This window comes from Gemmatimonadales bacterium (assembly GCA_019637315.1).
Classification (GTDB): domain Bacteria; phylum Gemmatimonadota; class Gemmatimonadetes; order Gemmatimonadales; family GWC2-71-9; genus SHZU01.
Genome location: JAHBVU010000001.1, coordinates 123,308 through 139,676, shown reverse-complemented (window position 1 = coordinate 139,676; position 16,369 = coordinate 123,308). Strand labels below are relative to the sequence as shown.

Below are 16,369 nucleotides of genomic sequence, written 5' to 3'. Positions count from 1 at the left end.
GCTTGGGTCAGCTCGCTACCTACAGTTCGACCGATGAGAAGAAGAATGCGTCGAGGTCGCGCTCCAGCCAGCCGTTGACCCACTCCCGGTTGACGCGCTGCCCCCCGGCACCGTTGCTGAGGGAGACGATGCCTCGCCGCCGCCGGGGATCCAGCGCCGCGAAGGTGCGGAATCCGTTGCTGTGTCCCCACTGCCAGAGCACATCGCCGTCGGTGCCCCAGCCGAGTGACCAGCCCAACCGAGCATCGATGGCGACCTGGCGTTGATACACTGTCGGGAAGCGAGTGCGAACCGACGGCGTCAGGAATCCGGCGAGCAAGCGCGAGTAGTCCTCTGGGGTCGTGTGCAGGCTCGACGCGCCGTTCGGCCGGTCTGGCTGCCACGTCTCGGCGGGACTTCCGTCCTGTTGGTACCCGCGCGTTGCGGTCGCGTCGTACTCTGCCCGCCAGACGAAACTGCTGCTGGTCATGCCCAGCGGGTCCAGCAGCAGCCGACGGGTATAGGATACGGCCGGCTCCGACCATGCTCCCTCGAGGGCCTGCTGCAGCAGCAGGAAACCCGCCCCCGAATACCCCCACGTACCAAGCGGGCGCACGGAACGAAAGGGGCCATCGTTCGGCGGCCAGTTGGGCCAGCCCGTCGTGTGTGTCAGCACGTGACGGGCCGTGATCCGATCCATCCCCGCCTCAGGCGCATCCGGCGGACTGGCGATATACGCGACCAGGGGACGATCGAGATCGAGCTTGCCGGCCTCGATCGACTTGAGCGCGATCCACGCCATGGCCTGCTTGGAGAGCGAGGCGCCCTGAAAAACCGTCGACTTCGTGATTGCCTTCCCCGCCCCGGGCGCGTCGAAGCCAATCGCAATCGCGTCGCGAACGCGCCCGTCCTCGACCAGGCCGATGGCGATGCCAGGGGTTCGAGTCGCCTCCAGCCAGTAGGGCGTGTTCGCGACCAGGCGTGCTATCGAGGAACGGTTGTCTGTTCGTCGAGGAAGGCCCACAACGGCGAACCCCACGCCTGCCGTCGCCGCCAGAAAACTCCTACGCGCTATCGGCATCGACCATCTCCTGTCGCTCAGGATCGAATGGGACCCAACCAGAGAAGGCGGCATCGACCCTCAGCCAATTTGAGTCGCGAGCCACGCTGTGCTCTCTCAGGCATCCCGCGAGGCATCGACGTAAGGCGTGCGCCGGAGCATCATCCTGCGGTGACGTCGTCGATCCAGCCCAGGTACGCTGCAGATCCCCCGGCGATGGGAAGCTCGATGATCTCGGGCACGTCGTACGGATGGTTGGCCCGCACCAGTGACTCGAGCGCCTGATAACAGGCTCGGCGCGTCTTGATCGTCAGGAGTTGCTCCTCGTCGGCACGCACCGTTCCTTCCCAGGTATAGTAGCTGCGAACCGCCTGGACCTGAACACAAGCGCCGAGTTTGGCGTTGACAATCGTGCGGGCCAGCAGATCGGCCTGCTCGGCGTCCGCCACGGTGGTCTGGACGATACAGTACAGCCCGGATGTCGAGGTCATGAGGGGTTCCGTCCGAAGTTTGATGTCTGACGCACACCTCGATCATACCTGTATCGCCCGTCAGCCGCTGCCCGATCGCCGCCCACTCAGCCCGGACCCACAAACAGCCCCACAATTCCGATCCGCCGGCCCGGGCGATAATTTCCAAGGATGCTGTTGACTGATTTTCGACGCTCAGCGTCAGCTCTCGCCGCGATCGTCGTCGCGGCCCTGACCGCCCAGCCGATCAGCGCCCAGATCCGCCACACGGCCGCGGACGCGGAGTTCATGCGCGGGATGATCGCCCATCATGGCCAGGCGGTCGTGATGTCTCGCCTGGTTCCCGACCGGAGCCAGTTCACGCCGGTCCGGATGCTCGCGGAGCGGATCGACGTGTCGCAGAAGGATGAGATCGCCCTGATGCGGCAATGGCTCCTCGATCGCAACGAGGCTCTTCCCGACACGGCTGCCGCGGGTCACCAGCACCACCACTCCAGCTCGGGTGTCCCGATGGCCGGGATGCTGACGCAGGAAGAACTCGACCGCCTGGCCACGCTCTCCGGCACGGAGTTCGACCGCCTCTTCCTCGAGCTGATGATTCGCCACCACGAGGGAGCCATCACGATGGTGAGATCCCTCTTCGGCACCCCGGCATCCGGTCAGGAAACAGAGATCTTCCGACTGGCCGCGGACATCGAAGCGGATCAGCGCGCCGAAATTCAACGGATGCACAACCTCCTCAAGACCCTCTCCTCCGCCGAGACTCGATGATGAAAGCCATCAACACCGCCCTCCTGCTCCTCGTTGCGCTCCCGAGCCTGGCATCGGCCCAGGCTGCCGACCCGCGAGTCGGCCTCAAAGCCGGCATTCACGATGCGGGGCAGGCGGCCCGTGGCCTCAAGCTGATTGCGACCCAGCCGAGACCTGCGGGTTTCGATCCGTCTGGTACGCAGCCGGGGTTCGGGAACTCTGATCTGGCGTTCCAGGGACACTATGTGATTCAGGGCAACTACGCCGGCTTCAAGTTCTGGGACGTATCGAACCCGGCCAAGCCGGTGATGCGCAATTCGATTCTCTGCCCGGGTAACCAGGGCGATCCGTCGGTCTACGGCAATCTGCTCTTCATTTCGATCCAGGCCACCAGCGCGCGGCTCGATTGCGGCGATCAAGGCGTCGTCGATACCGTGAGCGCTGAGCGGTTTCGCGGGGTCCGAATCTACGATATCAGCGACATCGCCAACCCAAAGGTCGTGGCCTCGGTACAGACCTGCCGTGGTTCCCATACCCATACGCTGGTTACCCGCCCGGGCGACCGTGAGAACGTCTACGTGTACGTCTCGGGCACCAGCGCGGTCCGCTCGGGGCGGGAACTCGCTGGTTGCTCGGGCGCGCGACCGGAAGAGGATCCCAACACCTCGCTCTTCCGAATCGAAGTGATCCAGGTGCCGCTCTCCGCACCACAGAACGCCCGGGTCGTCAATGCACCACGCCTGTTCGCCGACGCATCGGGTAACGTCGCCGGTCTCTGGCGCGGTGGCGACCACGGGGCCGGTACGCAGAACACCCGCGAGACCAACATGTGCCACGACATCACGGCATACCCGGACCTCGGCCTGGCCGCCGGCGCCTGCTCGGGCAATGGCATCCTGCTCGACATCCGCGATCCGGCCAATCCGGTCCGGATCAGTGAAGTCAGCGACCCCAACTTTGCCTACTGGCACTCGGCCACGTTCAACAACGACGGAACCTCGATTCTGTTCACCGATGAATGGGGGGGCGGCAGCGCACCGCGGTGCCGTGCGACCGACCGGGCGGAATGGGGCGCCAACGCGATCTACCATCTCAACAACGGCGTGATGACGCCTGCCAGCTTCTTCAAGATTCCAGCTGCGCAGACCGAACACGAGAACTGTGTTGCGCACAACGGCTCGCTGATTCCGGTGCCGGGACGCGACCTGTTCGTTCAGTCGTGGTACCAGGGCGGCATTTCGATCATCGACTTCACCGACCCGGCCAAGCCGTTCGAGGTCGCGTTCTTCGACCGCGGTCCGATGTCGAATGAGCGTCTGATCCAGGCCGGACACTGGTCGGCCTACTGGTACAACGGCTACGTGTACGGCTCGGAGATCGCCCGTGGCCTCGACGTGCTCGAGCTGGTGCCCACCGAGCATCTGAGCCAGAACGAGATCAACGCGGCAAAGGAAGTTCGGATGGCGGAGTTCAACCCGCAGCTGCAGCCCAAGATCGTGTGGACGCCGAGCTTCACCGTGGCACGCGCCTATCTCGATCAGCTCGTGCGCGGGTCCGGGCTCCCGCAGGCGCGGACAACCCAAGTGGCCAGCGAGCTTACCCGCACCGAGCGACTGTCCGGCGCCGCCCAGCGCGCGGCGCTTACGAAGCTGGCGGTCGACCTCGATCGCGAAGCGGCCGGATCGGGTGATCCGGTCAGGGTCCGGGCCCTGGCGCGGGTCGTGCGCGAGTTGAGCGTGCGCTGAGCAACCCCGCACAGTCGTCGGACCAGGCACGCCCCCTCGGGAGCGTGCCTTTTTCGTTGCTGAGCCGGACTGTCCGACTAGTTTTCCGGCCGCGAGGCCCGGATACGGGCCCGACACTCATCAAACGAGGGGGACGATGGAAACGATCTCCTGGGGCGACTTCGAGAAGGTCGAGATTCGGGTGGGCCGCGTCATCGAGGCGGTGGATTTTCCTGAAGCGCGGAAGCCGGCCTACATCCTCCACGTCGACTTCGGGCCGGATATCGGCATCAGGAAGTCGAGTGCACAGATTACCCGGGTGTACCAGCGCGATGACCTGATCGGCAAGCTTGTCGTTGGTGTGATCAACTTCCCACCCAAGCAGATTGGGCCGATCCGTTCCGAGTGTCTCGTGACGGGATTCCACAACGCAAACGGCGACGTCGTGCTCTGCACGCCGGATCAGGATGTGCCCCTTGGCGCCAAGCTGCTCTGAAGCCCTCGAGCCATGACGACCCCAGCCGGTGAGGGCGCGACACCTGCTCAGCCGGACGAGATCCTTGGTCTGGCGCGTCGCCACGGACTCGACGTGGCCGAGATCCTGGACATCAACGAACTCGGCCTCGATTTCCGAGTCGCAACCGGAGTGGACCGGGCCGGAACACGCTGGATGCTGCGCATTCCGCGGCGGCCGGACGTACTGCCCAAGATCGCGCGCGAGGCTCGCACGCTTCGTTTCCTGGCGCCACGGGTGCCCTTTGCGTTGCCGGATTGGCGGGTCGTGGGCTCCGATCTCGTCGCGTACCCGAGGCTCGACGATCGAACCGCGATGGCGATCGACGGCGTAACCTGGGCACCAACCTGGCAGATCGATCCGGAGTCGGATCGCTTTCCGGAGAGCCTCGCGAAAGCACTGGTCGCCCTGCACAGCGTCCCGACCGACGCGGCGATCGACGCGGGGCTGCCCCATTCGAGCTCGCCACGCGCACGCGAGGCCATTCGCCGAGATCTGGAGACAGTCGCCCAAGCGTTCACAGTGGCCCGGTCGCTGCGCAACCGCTGGCAGGCCTGGCTCGACGACGATACATCATGGCCGGAGTTCGCCACCGTCGTTCATGGTGATCTGTATGTCGGCCACGTTCTGGTTGATAGCGACGATCGGGTAACGGGTATGATTGACTGGACGGAGGCCGAGGTGGGCGATCCGTCGATTGATTTCTGCGGCCACCTCACCGCTTTCGGATCTGCCGGGCTCGAGCAGTTGGTGACGGCCTACCAGCGCTATGGAGGCCGCACCTGGCCCAGGATGGTCCACCACATCACTGAGCGCACCGCCGCTGCACCCATCAAGTACGCCTTGTTCGCGCTGGCAAGCGGCGACGCGAGGCACCTCGATGCCGTCAAGGCGCAGCTCGGAACCCAGGCGACCCCGGGCTCGTAGTGACATTCACCTCGGAAGACCGGCCGGTTCCGCAAGTTGCCACGGGATCCGACCCGCAAAACCCTGATCGGGAGATTCGCCATGAGGATGGGGTCGAGAGCCGCACTTCTCTCCTGCGCGGCACTGCTGGTTGCCGGGCCGGGCGCCGCACAGACGGCGGCAGACACTGCCGGTATTCGCGAGGCGGCGTCCAACTACGTCGAGGGTTGGTACAGTGGGGATGCCGCCAGAATGGAGCGCGCGCTCCATCCCGACCTGGCCAAGCGCATCGTGGTCAACCGGGATGGCAAGAGCCAGCTCAATCACATGGGTACCCCGACCCTGGTCGAGGCGACGGGTCGGGGAGGGGGCAAGAACACCCCCGCTGCAGAACAGCAACGCGATATCGTGATCCTCGACATCTTTCGCGGCGTGGCCAGCGTCCGAGCCACCATGTCAGGGTGGATCGACTACATGCACCTCGCGCGATGGAACGGCCGCTGGGTCATCGTCAACGTCCTCTGGGAAATGAAGGCCGATCGCTGAGCCGATCGGCCTACTGTCGCAGGGCCTTGACCGGATCCAGGCGCGCGGCGCGGCGGGCCGGCAGATACGTTGCCACCGCGCCGACTGCTACCAGCAGAATGCTGACCAGCAGGTAGATGCCGACATCGTCGGTGCGGACGCCCGCGAGCAGGTTGGCCAGCAACCGAGTGCCCAGCAAGGCAACTCCCGCGCCGAGCATCACGCCAATACCCAACAACCGTGCTCCCCGCTTCAGCACGCGCCTGATAATCGCGCCGCGATCCGCCCCAAGTGCCATGCGAACGCCGATCTCCCGCGTTTCCTGGCTGACGGAATAGGCCAGGACGCCGTAGAGACCAACGATGGTCAGCACCAGCCCCAGGACACCGATTGCCACGGTCATCATGGAACCGAATCGCAAGGGGAGGAGGCCATTGACCCCGTTCTTGATGGTGTTCTCCATCGTTGCCACGGCGTACGGGGCCAGGTCGGGATCGACCGCTGCGGCCGCGTTGCGGAGCGCGTCCTCCGCTGCGGCGGGGGCCAGGCGGCTCTTGACCAGCACGACGCCGAAGGTGAACGGTCGCTGCGCGAGCGGCACCAGCAGGAACGGGCGCGGCGCCTCGGTAATCACGAGATAGCGGCCAGTCGGGATCACGCCGACCACCTCGACCGGAGGACTATCCGGACTGAACCGAATCTGGCGTCCAATCGGGTCGGCCCCGGGCCACCAGCGGCGGGCGGCCTCTTCATTGACGATCACGACGCGCGGGGCCAGACTGTCGTCCCGCGGCGTGAAGGCACGGCCCTTGGTGATCGGCGTTCCGATCACCTCGAAATAGGCTGGATCCACCCCGGCCCTCATCGCGGCTACCGCGCCTTTGGCATCAGCTTCGGGCGACGGCTCGGCGAGGTACACGTCCACGATGTCGGCGCCGGTCGTCGTCAACGGTACGCTGGTAGCGAGCGCCACCGCATCGATACCGGGCGTTTCTCGTAGAATGGCGGCCATGCGCTCGAAGGCTGCCGGAGCAGTCGCCGTCGTGAAGCGGCCCTGCACCGCCTGGAACCCTGCGGTCACGACGCGCGTCGGCTGCATCCCAAGCGGCACCGCCGCAACTCGCCGAACGCTTTCGATGAACAGCCCAGCCGCCACCAGCACGACGAACGATGCCGATACCTGCGCGACGACGAGCGCCGCACGGAACCTGCCGCCGAGACCACCCAGGCCGGTCCGGCCCGCCCGTCGCAGCGTGTGGTGGACCCCTTTCGATGCCACGACAGCCGGCCCGATGCCGCTCAACAGGCCGGCGCCCAATGCCACCACCGCGCTGGCCAGAACGACACGACCGTCGATTGCAAAAGTGAGTCGGAGCGGAACCGTCGACGCCAGGGCCAGCCGCCCGATGGCATCGATCGCAAGCCCGGCAAGGCCCCATGCCGCCGCGAAGCCTGCGAGCCCAAGCAGCACGCTTTCGGTCAGCAGCTGCCTGGCCACGCGCCACCGGGAAGCCCCCAGCGCCAACCGCACCGCCACTTCCTCCTGACGGCTGCTGGCCCGCGTCAGGATCAAGTTCGTCACATTGACCGCCGCCGTCGCCAGGATCAGCCCGGCAAGGGCCAGCAACGCCACGCCAGCGGGTGTGGTCCGACCTGCCGCGCTGATGTTCGGCCGCGCCTCCCGCTCGGGAAACACGTGGAGTTGGTACCCGGATGGCAAGGCGGGATATGAGGCCACGAGTTGCGTACCTATCGTCGCCAGACTGGCACGGAGCGAGGCGAGCGCAAGGTCCGGGTGCTGACGCGCAATGACCTGAAAGTATCCCATGGCCGGGTCCGTATCGATCGCGGCCATCGAAGGGTCGAGGATGGCCTCGCTGCCGGTGGTCACATAGCCCTGGACCGCGAGCAGATGTTCGGTCCCGCGAAATCGGGGCTCGGTGACGCCAATCACCGTGAATGGCTTGCCACCCAGCAGAACGGCCTTGCCGACGATCGCAGGATCAGCGCCGAGTCGTTGCCGCCAGTACTCGTGGTCGAGGACGAGCACCGGCGACCGCTCCTGTGCATCCGCCTCGGAGAACAGCCTGCCCAGCGAGGCTTTGACGCCCAGCATGTCGAAGTAGTTGCCCGTTGCGCTCAGCAGGAAACCAATCGCACCGCGCTCCGCGCCTTCTGGACGTACCGATAGCACTTGAAGTCGCCAGGCGGCGACTTCTTCGAACAGGTCGCGGCGTTCTCGAAGCTCGCCCATGGTGCGGAGCGACACGTTGGGAATCACAATACCGCCGACTGCCGGGTAGGTCGCACCGACCATGACCAGCCGATCGGGGCGATCGACCGGCAAGGGGCGCAGCATCCACGCGTCGACGATCGCGAAGACCACCGTTGCGGTCCCGATGCCCAAGCCGAGCGAGAGCACGGCTGCCACTGTGTACCCAGGCCGCTTGATCAAGCCACGAGCGGCGTACCGGACATCTGCCCACCACTCCTCGAGGCGGACCAGGAGCCGCAAGCGTCGGCCCCGACGCCGCTCGATCGTCTCCAGCTGCGCTTGCACCTGGGTGCGGTCTCCGAACCGCCGGACCGCTTCGGCGCGAGCCGCTTCGGGCGCCAGGCCTTTCGCGACCAGTTCGCGGGTCAGCATCTCGACATGAAAGTCCAGCTCCTCGGCGACCTCCGGCCCGAAGCCCAACGAGCGCCAGTAGCGGCGCCACCACGGATCCGCTTTCATGTCGACTCCTTCGGTGCAGGCGCGACGGCAATCGCCCGGAACATCGCATCGGCAAACCGGGTAAAGTCGCGCACCTCCACCTTGAGCCTGGCCCGCCCCTTCGGGGTCAGGTTGTAGTAGCGGGCTCGACGATTGTTTTCCGACAGCCCCCAATCCGAGTCGATCCAGCCCCGGTCGACGAGACGATAAAGCGCCGGGTAGAGCGACCCCTCTTCGATCGACAAGGTGCCTTCAGTCGCCTCCTCGATCCAGCGCATGACTGCGTAGCCATGCAGCGGTCGCTGGACCAGCGACCGAAGGATCAGCAGATCCAGGCTTCCCCGCAGCAGTTCCACGGACGACTCGGCCATCGATGCTCCCTATGGTATTCTAGGGAAACGTACAGCAGTTCCCTAGAGTTTCAAGGGGAGTGGGACCCGACGCCGGCCCGGAGTCGACAGAGCCGGTAGCTCGGATTAACCTGCTCCATTGTTTGCCTTCTCGAGGACCCTGGCCATGGCCGATCCACAGCAGTCACCCGACCGCACCCGTCGCAACGAGGGCCCGGGACAGGGATCACCCCAGTCCCGACAGCCCAATGGCGGGAAACCGGGCGGCGCCGGCCCAATGCCGCCGCGCAACGCGTGGCTGATCTTCATGGCCATTCTGGCCGCGAATTTCCTGCTGGTCCGCTTTCTGTTCCCGGGGACGGAACCTTCGACCAAGGTCCCCTATACACTCTTCAAGCAGGAGGTCGTCAAGCAGAACGTCGAGCGGATCTACAGTCGGGGCGAGAGTCTGACCGGCAAGTTCATCGCGCCGGTGATGTATCCGGCCCAACCCGACACCGTGGCCGGCATCGAGCCGGAACCTGTCACCACCTTTGCGACCACGCTGCCCGCTTTCGTCGATCCAGGGCTCGAGGCACTGCTGATCGACCACGGGGTCGAGATCAGCGCCGAGCCGATTCGCGAGGGCAGCCCATGGATGACGTTGTTGTTCGGGCTGGGACCGGCCGCCGTGCTGATCGGGTTCTACGTCTGGCTCTTTCGTCGTGCCGCCCGACAGGGGGGCGGCATGGGGGCCGGGATGCTGGGCGGTCTGGGCAAAGCCGGGGCTCGCCGCTTCGACCAGCAGGCGGAGGGACGGGTCACCTTTGAAGACGTGGCCGGGATCGACGAAGCCGAGAACGAACTTGTCGAGATCGTCGACTTCCTCAAGGATCCGGGCAAGTACACCCGGCTCGGCGGCGCTGCTCCGAAAGGCGTGTTGCTGGTAGGTGCTCCCGGTACCGGCAAGACCCTGCTCGCCAAGGCGGTCGCGGGAGAGGCCGGCGTGCCGTTCTTTTCGATGAGCGGCTCGGAGTTCGTCGAGATGATCGTCGGTGTCGGGGCGGCGCGGGTGCGCGACTTGTTCAAGCAGGCTCGTGAGCACGCGCCGGCCATCATCTTCATCGACGAACTCGATTCGATCGGTCGGGCCCGCGGACAGGTGGCCATCGGCGGGTCGAGCGAACAGGAGCAGACCCTCAACCAGATCCTGACGGAGATGGACGGCTTCTCGAGCCGGCAGGGCATCATCGTGCTTGCGGCGACCAACCAGCCCGATGTGCTCGACAAGGCCCTGCTCCGCCCCGGCCGTTTCGATCGACGCGTGGTCGTCAATCTGCCTGACAAAGCGGGGCGCGAGGCCATCCTGAGAGTCCATACCCGCGCCGTACCGCTCGCTCCGGATGCGAGCCTGACCGAGATCGCTGCCGCAACGCCTGGCCTCTCGGGGGCAGACCTGCGCAATCTCGTCAACGAAGCCGCACTGCTCGCTGCACGACGCAATCGGCAGCAAGTCACCCAGGTCGACTTCATGGATGCGCTCGAGAAGATCATTCTGGGTCCGGAACGGCCGCTGCTGCTGAGCTACCAGGATCGCGAACGGATTGCCTATCACGAGGGTGGCCACGCCATTCTCGGTCTCGTGGTGCCGGGCGCCGATCCGGTGCATCGCGTCAGCATCGTGCCCCGCGGCCAGGCACTCGGCGTAACCTATCAGCGTCCCGACGCCGATCGCTACAACTACCCGGAGGCGTATCTTCGGGCACGCATTGTCGGGATCCTGGGTGGTCGCGCCGCGGAAGAAGAAGTCTACGGCACCAAAACGACCGGAGCGGAGAACGACATCGAACAGGCGACCAATCTGGCGCGCTCGATGGTCACCCGCTGGGGCATGAGCGACCGACTCGGCATGGTCCAACTCTCCGATCGGCAGAACCCGTTCCTCGGCGGCAATGCGATGGGCACCTCGAAGACGTTCAGCGAAGAGACGGCAAAGATCGTCGACGCCGAAGTGCTCCGGATAATTTCGGAAAGCTACCAGGAGGCTCGCCGCCTGATCCGCATCCACCGCCAACCGCTGGATGCGCTGGTCGGCGCCCTGCTCGAACGGGAAACGTTGGGTGAGAAAGAGATCCTCGAGGTGACGGGTCTTCCGGCCGCCGCTCCGCTCGAGAGCATCAAGCTGAACCGGAGCGAGACGCCGTGACCGTCGACGACGTCCGCGAGTACCTGCGTCCCTTCGGACGCGCGGATGACATCCTCGAGTTCTCCGCCTCGAGTGCCACCGTCGCGCTGGCTGCGGCCGAGGTCGGCACGGAACCCGAACGAATCGCCAAGACGCTGGCCGTGAGCGACCCGGATGATCCCGCCAAAGCCCTGCTGATCGTCACCGCCGGCGATGCCAAGCTGCATAACGGCTCATTCAAGCGCCGCTTTGGGGCCAAGCCGCGCATGTTGTCCCCCGAGCAGGTCGAGCCGCTGACCGGCCACCCCGTTGGAGGCGTCTGCCCCTTTGCCAATCCGCCAGGCACCCGGGTGTTCCTCGACGAGTCGCTCCGCCGCTTCGATGTCGTCTATCCTGCCGCCGGTAGCCCCAACTCGGCCATCGGTCTGACGCTGGCCGACCTCGAGCGCCTGAGCCAGGCATCGGGTTGGGTCGACATCGCCGCGGGCTGGCGTCGCTGACCTTTCCGCCTCGAAGCCCAGAGGCGGGCTGTGACTGCTTTTCCGACCTCGCGACGCAATGGTAGGTGCCCGAACTCGAGTCGGGGTCACCATTGTCGGCGGAATGGCCGGAGGCGTTATGCAGAAGCTGATCTCCCTGGGGTTCCTCGCGGTCGCCGTCGGCTGCGGAGGGGCCACGCCGCCGTCCTCTCCACCGCCACCTCCTCCACCGCCGTCGCCGGGAGTCATCTCGATGGCGGTCAATGTGGGGAACACAACGATTCAGCAGGGGGCAAGCTTTCCGATCACGGTGCTCATCACCAGGGCGGGCAGCTTCACCGGCGCGGTAACCCTGGCCGTGGAAGGACTTCCTGCCGGGGTAACGGCGACCCAGTCAAACGAGTCGACTGCCGGTGCCGCCACAACGATCACGGTCACCTTCACCGCGTCGATGGCGGCCGCGCCTGGCCTGACGAACCTGACGCTCCGAGCCCGAGGCAGCGGCGTCACCGATGCGGTTGGGTCGTTTTCCCTCACGGTCACAGCAGCACCTGTTCCATCCTATGAGTTGACCGTGACCGGATCGCCGCTTTCGATACCGCAAGGCGGCAACGGCGGGGTGACCGTCAACATTCCCAGGACTGCGGGGTTTGCCGGGACTGTAGTGTTGACTGTCGAAGGTGCACCCGTGGGTTTAACGACATCGTTCAATCCGGCCGCAACCACAGGGACCAGCTCGACGCTCACGATGATCGCCGCTGCGGGCCTCGCAGCAGGCACCTACACGTTGACGATTCGCGGCACCGCCGCCGGACTGCAGGACAGGGTCACCTCGGTTCAGGTCTCGGTGACCGCCGTCACGGGCACCGGCAACGCAGTCTTCGATTTCAGCAACTGCGGCAGCCCGTACGCGATCTGGGGTGCCTATCGCGACGGCACCGGTCCGTGGACCCCGGTGACCGCCACAGCGGGCGTATTCCGATTCACGGTCTACTCGCCGCTTGCTGCGTTCGCTCACGTCGCGCGGCAGAGTGCCGGATCGTCGACCACCACCAACATCCAGTTCATGACCCGCGCCGAGATGACCGCCGCGCCGATCGTGGCCTGCCCACCGTTGCCGCTCAACAGCAAGATCATCAACGGCTCGGTGACCGGTCTCACCGGTCAGCAGGCGGTGCTCCTCAACCTGGGCGGCGCCTTCGGAGCGCCGTCCGCTCTGTTTCCAACGTTTACGGTCGCCGGCGTGCCCAGCGGCGATCGCGATCTCGTCGCGTACCGCTTTGCCGGGCTTCCGGCGGCTACCGACCGGATCATCGTTCGGCGCGACCAGAACCTCGCAAACGGTGCAACCATACCTGCCCTCGACTTCGGCGTGGCCGAAGCGGTAGCTCCGGCCACCGCACCACTTACCATTGTCGGCGCCACGGCGGGGCATGGCCTGCTCCAGGAGATGTACTATCTCGCGCGGTCGACCTGCGACCGTGGCATGATCAACCAGGCGCCGGCCACACCGGCGACGACGATGTTCGGCGTGGCCGCTGCGCAGCAGCGTCCCAACGACTACCATCAGCTCCGGGTCGTCACCGCCTTCGGACCGATGAGCCGGACAGTGACCGAGTCGTTTCACGCCCTGGCGCCCCGGACCATCACCTTTGGCTCGGAGCTCACGACTCCGACCGTCGCGTCGCTGGGCGGCAACTACAAGCGGCTCGAGGTGAGCTTCGGGATGGCGCTCGAGTACACCGCGCCCGTACTGTTCCGGTATCGTCAGACGACGGGCACGCCGCGATTCGTCGAGCTGATTGCTACCCGCGCATGGATCGGCAATACCGCGGTCGTACTCGCAATGCCCGACTTCTCGGCGCTCGCGGGTTGGTCGGACACCTGGGCGCCTGGGGCGGCGCTCGCAGCACCGTGGACGATCGTGGCAACCGGCGGGAACGTGAACACGTCGGCATGCGCGGAGGGCGCCCGAGTGATCGAGGCTACGGCCACCGGCACGAACTAGCCAGCACGTTTGCCCCGCGCGGGCAGAATGAGGGTGGTGACGAGTGCGCCAGTGAGCCGTACCAGGCTGGTTCCGACCCGGGGATGGTCGTTCAGCGTGGAGTCGCTGTCAGCTCCGCCTCGAAGCGCTTGGCCTCGTCCAGCCGGCCCAGCGCTTTGTAATCGGCGGCCAGGTCGGCCCTGGCGTAGTCGAGCCAGACTTTCGGCGGCGCTGCCTGCTTCATCAGAATCTCGTACCCGGCAAGCGAAGCCCGTTCAGCCTCCGCATAGCGTTCGGCACCGAGCAGAATGCGGCCCAGCCGAATGTCGGCAATGCCGACGAGTTGATGATCGGGCTCGAGCACGTCGGCATATCGCTTCAGCACCTCGCGCATCAGCCGAATCGCCTCGTCGTACTGCTTCTCGGCCTGATAGACTCCGGCCAGATTCGACATCGCGACGCCGATCTGGTAGTGCCTGTCGTGATAGACCTCTCGATAAATGGCCGTCATCCGCTCGAACGACGCCCGGGCCTCATCGTACCGATTCTGCCGGAGGGCTATCCGACCGACCTCGTTGACGGCGGACGCCACCCGGGGATGCACCTTGCCGTAGATCGTTTCGTAGGTCGCAAGCGCCTGCCGAACCAGAACGATTGCTTCGTCGTAACGCTCCAAACTGACCAGTGCCCTGCTGAGCATCGTTTCCGCAGACGCCGTTTCCGCGTTTGCCACGCCATAGAAGCCGCGGAAAATGCCGAGGGCTTCGCGGTAGTACCGTTCCGCCTCGACGACGTTGCCCTGTTCGAACTGCACCGCGCCGAGATTGATGAGGTCGTCGCCGATATGCGGGTGGCGGTCGCCGTAGAGGGCCTTCGACATCACGAGAATGCGCCGGTACAGTCCATCCGCCACTGGGTAGTGACCGGCGTAAAAGTGCGAGTTGGCGAGTTCACTCAACGTGCTGACGAAGACCATGCGGCTCGAATCACCCGCCATGAGACTGGCCGCTCGATCGAGCGTGACAATCGCCGAGTCGTAGGTGCCGGTCAGCACGAACACCTTGCCTAACGCTGCGAGGGACCGTGCCCGAACCGGGTGCCTCGGCGTCGTGGTTCGATCGGCGATGGCAACCGCCTCGCGCGCCGTGGCCAGCGCGGCGGGAAAGTCCGCCTTCGCGGCCTGGAGCGCGCTCAACTCGATCAGCGCGGCGGCCACATCCGGGTGATCATCTCCATGGAGCACCCGCCGCTTGGACACCGCGGCATTCAGCAGCGTATCGGCACGATCGAGCTTGCCGAGTTTCTGGCTGATGCTGCCTAACGTCAGATACAGTTCTGATTGCGTGTCAGCGTCGGCCTCGAGGCTTCGCGCGTCCCGCAGACCCCGGTCGAGCAAGGTCACCACCCGGAGGCTGTCGGCGGGCCCGACCGATTCGTCACCCCCCTCGAACAGCCGCATCGTGAACTCTTGAATGCGCTCGGTCCGCGCGGCCTCCGCCACGGCCCGATCCCGTGCGGCGGCGAGCCGTATGGTATAGAAGGCCACCAACACCGCAACGACGACCAGCGCGCCCAAGCCAATCGACACCGCCCGCAAGTTCCGACTCGCGAACTTTGCCAGCCGGTACGCCATCGCGTCGGGGCGCGCCTCGAGGGGTTCGCCGTCGAGGAAATGATCGATGTCACGGATCAGCGCCTCGACCGAGGGATAGCGGCGTTCGGGGTCGGGGTGCATGGCCTTGAGGCACAGCACATCGAGGTCGGCCCACGCCCCCCGGCTGGCGATCCGATCACCGCCGTCAGGTTGCAGCCGAGCCACCGCCGAAGGCTTTGCTGCGTCGCCCGCGGCGATCAGGGCCGCCGCTTCAGCGGAGTTCTTGTCGGTGAGATCGAACGGAAGCCGCCCCGCCAGCAGCTCGTACAGCACGACGCCCAGCGAGTAGATGTCGGTGTAGAGCCCAACACCCGTGCCGCGGAACTGCTCCGGTGCAGCGTACGCTGGTGTCATCATCCGCAGACCGGTGCGGGTTGTCACCGTGGGGTTGTCGTACGTTTCGAGCTGTTTGGCAATGCCGAAATCGAGCAGTTTGACCCGACGGTCGTTCGTCACCAGAACATTGGAAGGCTTGAGGTCGCGGTGCACGATGGCGTGTCGGTGGGCGTGCCCGACCGCTTCACACACTGACCGGAAAAGCCGAAGTCGCTCCCCCAAGGAGGTGGGGCGACTATGACAGTACTCATTGATTGGCACGCCCTCGACGTACTCCATCACGAACCAGGGCGTCCCATCGGGCAGCGTGCCCGCGTCATGGAGCGCCGCGATTGCCGGATGGCTCAACCGGGCCAGCAGCCGTTCTTCACTGGCAAACCGCTCCCGGCGCACAGGCGAGAGCCAGGCGTCGCGAAGGATCTTGATCGCGACCTTGGTATCGAGATCGTCCCGAACGCCGAGATACACCACGCCCATCCCACCCTCGCCCAGCAAGGCGGCAATCCGGTACGGACCGAATCGGTGGGCTGCCAGGTCCGCTGATGAGTTGGCAAAGAGTTCTTCCGCGATGGCGGCGACCGGTCGGTCAACCGGCGTGTACTCCCGTGCGTCAGCCGCCAGCAGCGCTTTGACCTCGGCCTCTAGGCTCGGGTCGTCGCGGCACTGTTCAGCGAGGTACCCGTCGCGGGCTGCCTCCGGCAGGTCCACCGCCCGGTGAAAGAGACTCTGAACCAGGTTCCACCGTTCGGCGCTCATGG

Annotated in this window: 13 protein-coding genes; 8 read left to right on the top strand and 5 right to left on the bottom strand. The window is 65.7% G+C overall.

Annotated features, from left to right (window positions below; all coding sequences use genetic code 11):
* Positions 1-19: 19 nt before the first annotated feature.
* Together KF785_00615 and KF785_00610 are read right to left on the bottom strand one after the other, a co-directional pair.
* Positions 20-1,060: a beta-lactamase family protein gene (locus tag KF785_00615; protein MBX3145242.1), complete on the bottom strand. Its 1,041-nt coding sequence runs from the start codon at positions 1,058-1,060 to the stop codon at positions 20-22.
* Positions 1,061-1,200: 140 nt separating this feature from the next.
* Positions 1,201-1,530, bottom strand: coding sequence for a divalent-cation tolerance protein CutA (locus tag KF785_00610; protein MBX3145241.1), 330 nt, complete (start codon positions 1,528-1,530; stop codon positions 1,201-1,203).
* Positions 1,531-1,680: 150 nt separating this feature from the next.
* Here KF785_00610 and KF785_00605 point away from each other — a divergent pair, with 150 nt between their 5' ends.
* The 5 genes from KF785_00605 (at position 1,681) to KF785_00585 (ending at position 5,949) form a co-directional block, all read left to right on the top strand.
* Positions 1,681-2,280, top strand: coding sequence for a DUF305 domain-containing protein (locus KF785_00605; GenBank protein ID MBX3145240.1), 600 nt, complete (start codon positions 1,681-1,683; stop codon positions 2,278-2,280).
* On the top strand, positions 2,277-4,004 hold the full coding sequence (locus KF785_00600) for a hypothetical protein (protein MBX3145239.1): 1,728 nt from the start codon (positions 2,277-2,279) through the stop codon (positions 4,002-4,004). The genes KF785_00605 and KF785_00600 overlap by 4 nt, the downstream gene beginning before the upstream one ends.
* Before the next feature lie 136 nt (positions 4,005-4,140).
* The gene (locus KF785_00595; protein MBX3145238.1) at positions 4,141-4,479 is read left to right on the top strand and encodes a tRNA-binding protein; all 339 of its coding nucleotides are present in this window, start codon (positions 4,141-4,143) and stop codon (positions 4,477-4,479) included.
* A 12-nt stretch (positions 4,480-4,491) separates the two neighbouring features.
* Positions 4,492-5,424 (top strand): macrolide 2'-phosphotransferase, encoded by a 933-nt coding sequence (locus KF785_00590; protein MBX3145237.1) that lies wholly within the window; start codon positions 4,492-4,494, stop codon positions 5,422-5,424.
* Positions 5,425-5,505: 81 nt separating this feature from the next.
* Positions 5,506-5,949, top strand: a complete 444-nt coding sequence (locus KF785_00585) for a nuclear transport factor 2 family protein (protein ID MBX3145236.1) — start codon at positions 5,506-5,508, stop codon at positions 5,947-5,949.
* Positions 5,950-5,959: 10 nt separating this feature from the next.
* Here KF785_00585 and KF785_00580 read toward each other — a convergent pair whose 3' ends face one another.
* Positions 5,960-8,662 carry an ABC transporter permease gene (locus KF785_00580; protein ID MBX3145235.1) on the bottom strand — a complete coding sequence of 901 codons (2,703 nt, stop codon included), beginning with the start codon at positions 8,660-8,662 and terminating at the stop codon, positions 5,960-5,962.
* Positions 8,659-9,012 (bottom strand): PadR family transcriptional regulator, encoded by a 354-nt coding sequence (locus tag KF785_00575; protein MBX3145234.1) that lies wholly within the window; start codon positions 9,010-9,012, stop codon positions 8,659-8,661. Before KF785_00575 ends, KF785_00580 begins: the two co-directional genes overlap by 4 nt.
* Positions 9,013-9,157: 145 nt before the next feature.
* On the opposite strand from KF785_00575, the gene ftsH reads away from it, so the two are divergent.
* The 3 genes from ftsH (at position 9,158) to KF785_00560 (ending at position 13,642) form a co-directional block, all read left to right on the top strand.
* Positions 9,158-11,176: an ATP-dependent zinc metalloprotease FtsH gene (gene ftsH / locus KF785_00570; GenBank protein MBX3145233.1), complete on the top strand. Its 2,019-nt coding sequence runs from the start codon at positions 9,158-9,160 to the stop codon at positions 11,174-11,176.
* Positions 11,173-11,655: a YbaK/EbsC family protein gene (locus KF785_00565; GenBank protein MBX3145232.1), complete on the top strand. Its 483-nt coding sequence runs from the start codon at positions 11,173-11,175 to the stop codon at positions 11,653-11,655. The genes ftsH and KF785_00565 overlap by 4 nt, the downstream gene beginning before the upstream one ends.
* A 118-nt stretch (positions 11,656-11,773) precedes the next feature.
* Positions 11,774-13,642: a hypothetical protein gene (locus KF785_00560; protein ID MBX3145231.1), complete on the top strand. Its 1,869-nt coding sequence runs from the start codon at positions 11,774-11,776 to the stop codon at positions 13,640-13,642.
* Between the two features lie 91 nt (positions 13,643-13,733).
* Here the strand turns inward: KF785_00560 and KF785_00555 are convergent, their stop codons facing one another.
* A complete protein-coding gene (locus KF785_00555) occupies positions 13,734-16,367 on the bottom strand; it encodes a tetratricopeptide repeat protein (protein ID MBX3145230.1) in 2,634 nt (877 codons plus the stop codon).
* Positions 16,368-16,369 lie beyond the last annotated feature (2 nt).

Coding starts and splice junctions, on each gene's coding strand:
- KF785_00555 (MBX3145230.1), bottom strand. CDS start 16,367: ATGAGCGCCGAACGGTGGAACCTGGTTCAGAGTCTCTTTCACCGGGCG.
- KF785_00585 (MBX3145236.1), top strand. CDS start 5,506: ATGAGGATGGGGTCGAGAGCCGCACTTCTCTCCTGCGCGGCACTGCTG.
- KF785_00560 (MBX3145231.1), top strand. CDS start 11,774: ATGCAGAAGCTGATCTCCCTGGGGTTCCTCGCGGTCGCCGTCGGCTGC.
- KF785_00605 (MBX3145240.1), top strand. CDS start 1,681: ATGCTGTTGACTGATTTTCGACGCTCAGCGTCAGCTCTCGCCGCGATC.
- ftsH (MBX3145233.1), top strand. CDS start 9,158: ATGGCCGATCCACAGCAGTCACCCGACCGCACCCGTCGCAACGAGGGC.
- KF785_00575 (MBX3145234.1), bottom strand. CDS start 9,012: ATGGCCGAGTCGTCCGTGGAACTGCTGCGGGGAAGCCTGGATCTGCTG.
- KF785_00600 (MBX3145239.1), top strand. CDS start 2,277: ATGATGAAAGCCATCAACACCGCCCTCCTGCTCCTCGTTGCGCTCCCG.
- KF785_00590 (MBX3145237.1), top strand. CDS start 4,492: ATGACGACCCCAGCCGGTGAGGGCGCGACACCTGCTCAGCCGGACGAG.
- KF785_00610 (MBX3145241.1), bottom strand. CDS start 1,530: ATGACCTCGACATCCGGGCTGTACTGTATCGTCCAGACCACCGTGGCG.
- KF785_00580 (MBX3145235.1), bottom strand. CDS start 8,662: ATGAAAGCGGATCCGTGGTGGCGCCGCTACTGGCGCTCGTTGGGCTTC.
- KF785_00595 (MBX3145238.1), top strand. CDS start 4,141: ATGGAAACGATCTCCTGGGGCGACTTCGAGAAGGTCGAGATTCGGGTG.
- KF785_00615 (MBX3145242.1), bottom strand. CDS start 1,060: ATGCCGATAGCGCGTAGGAGTTTTCTGGCGGCGACGGCAGGCGTGGGG.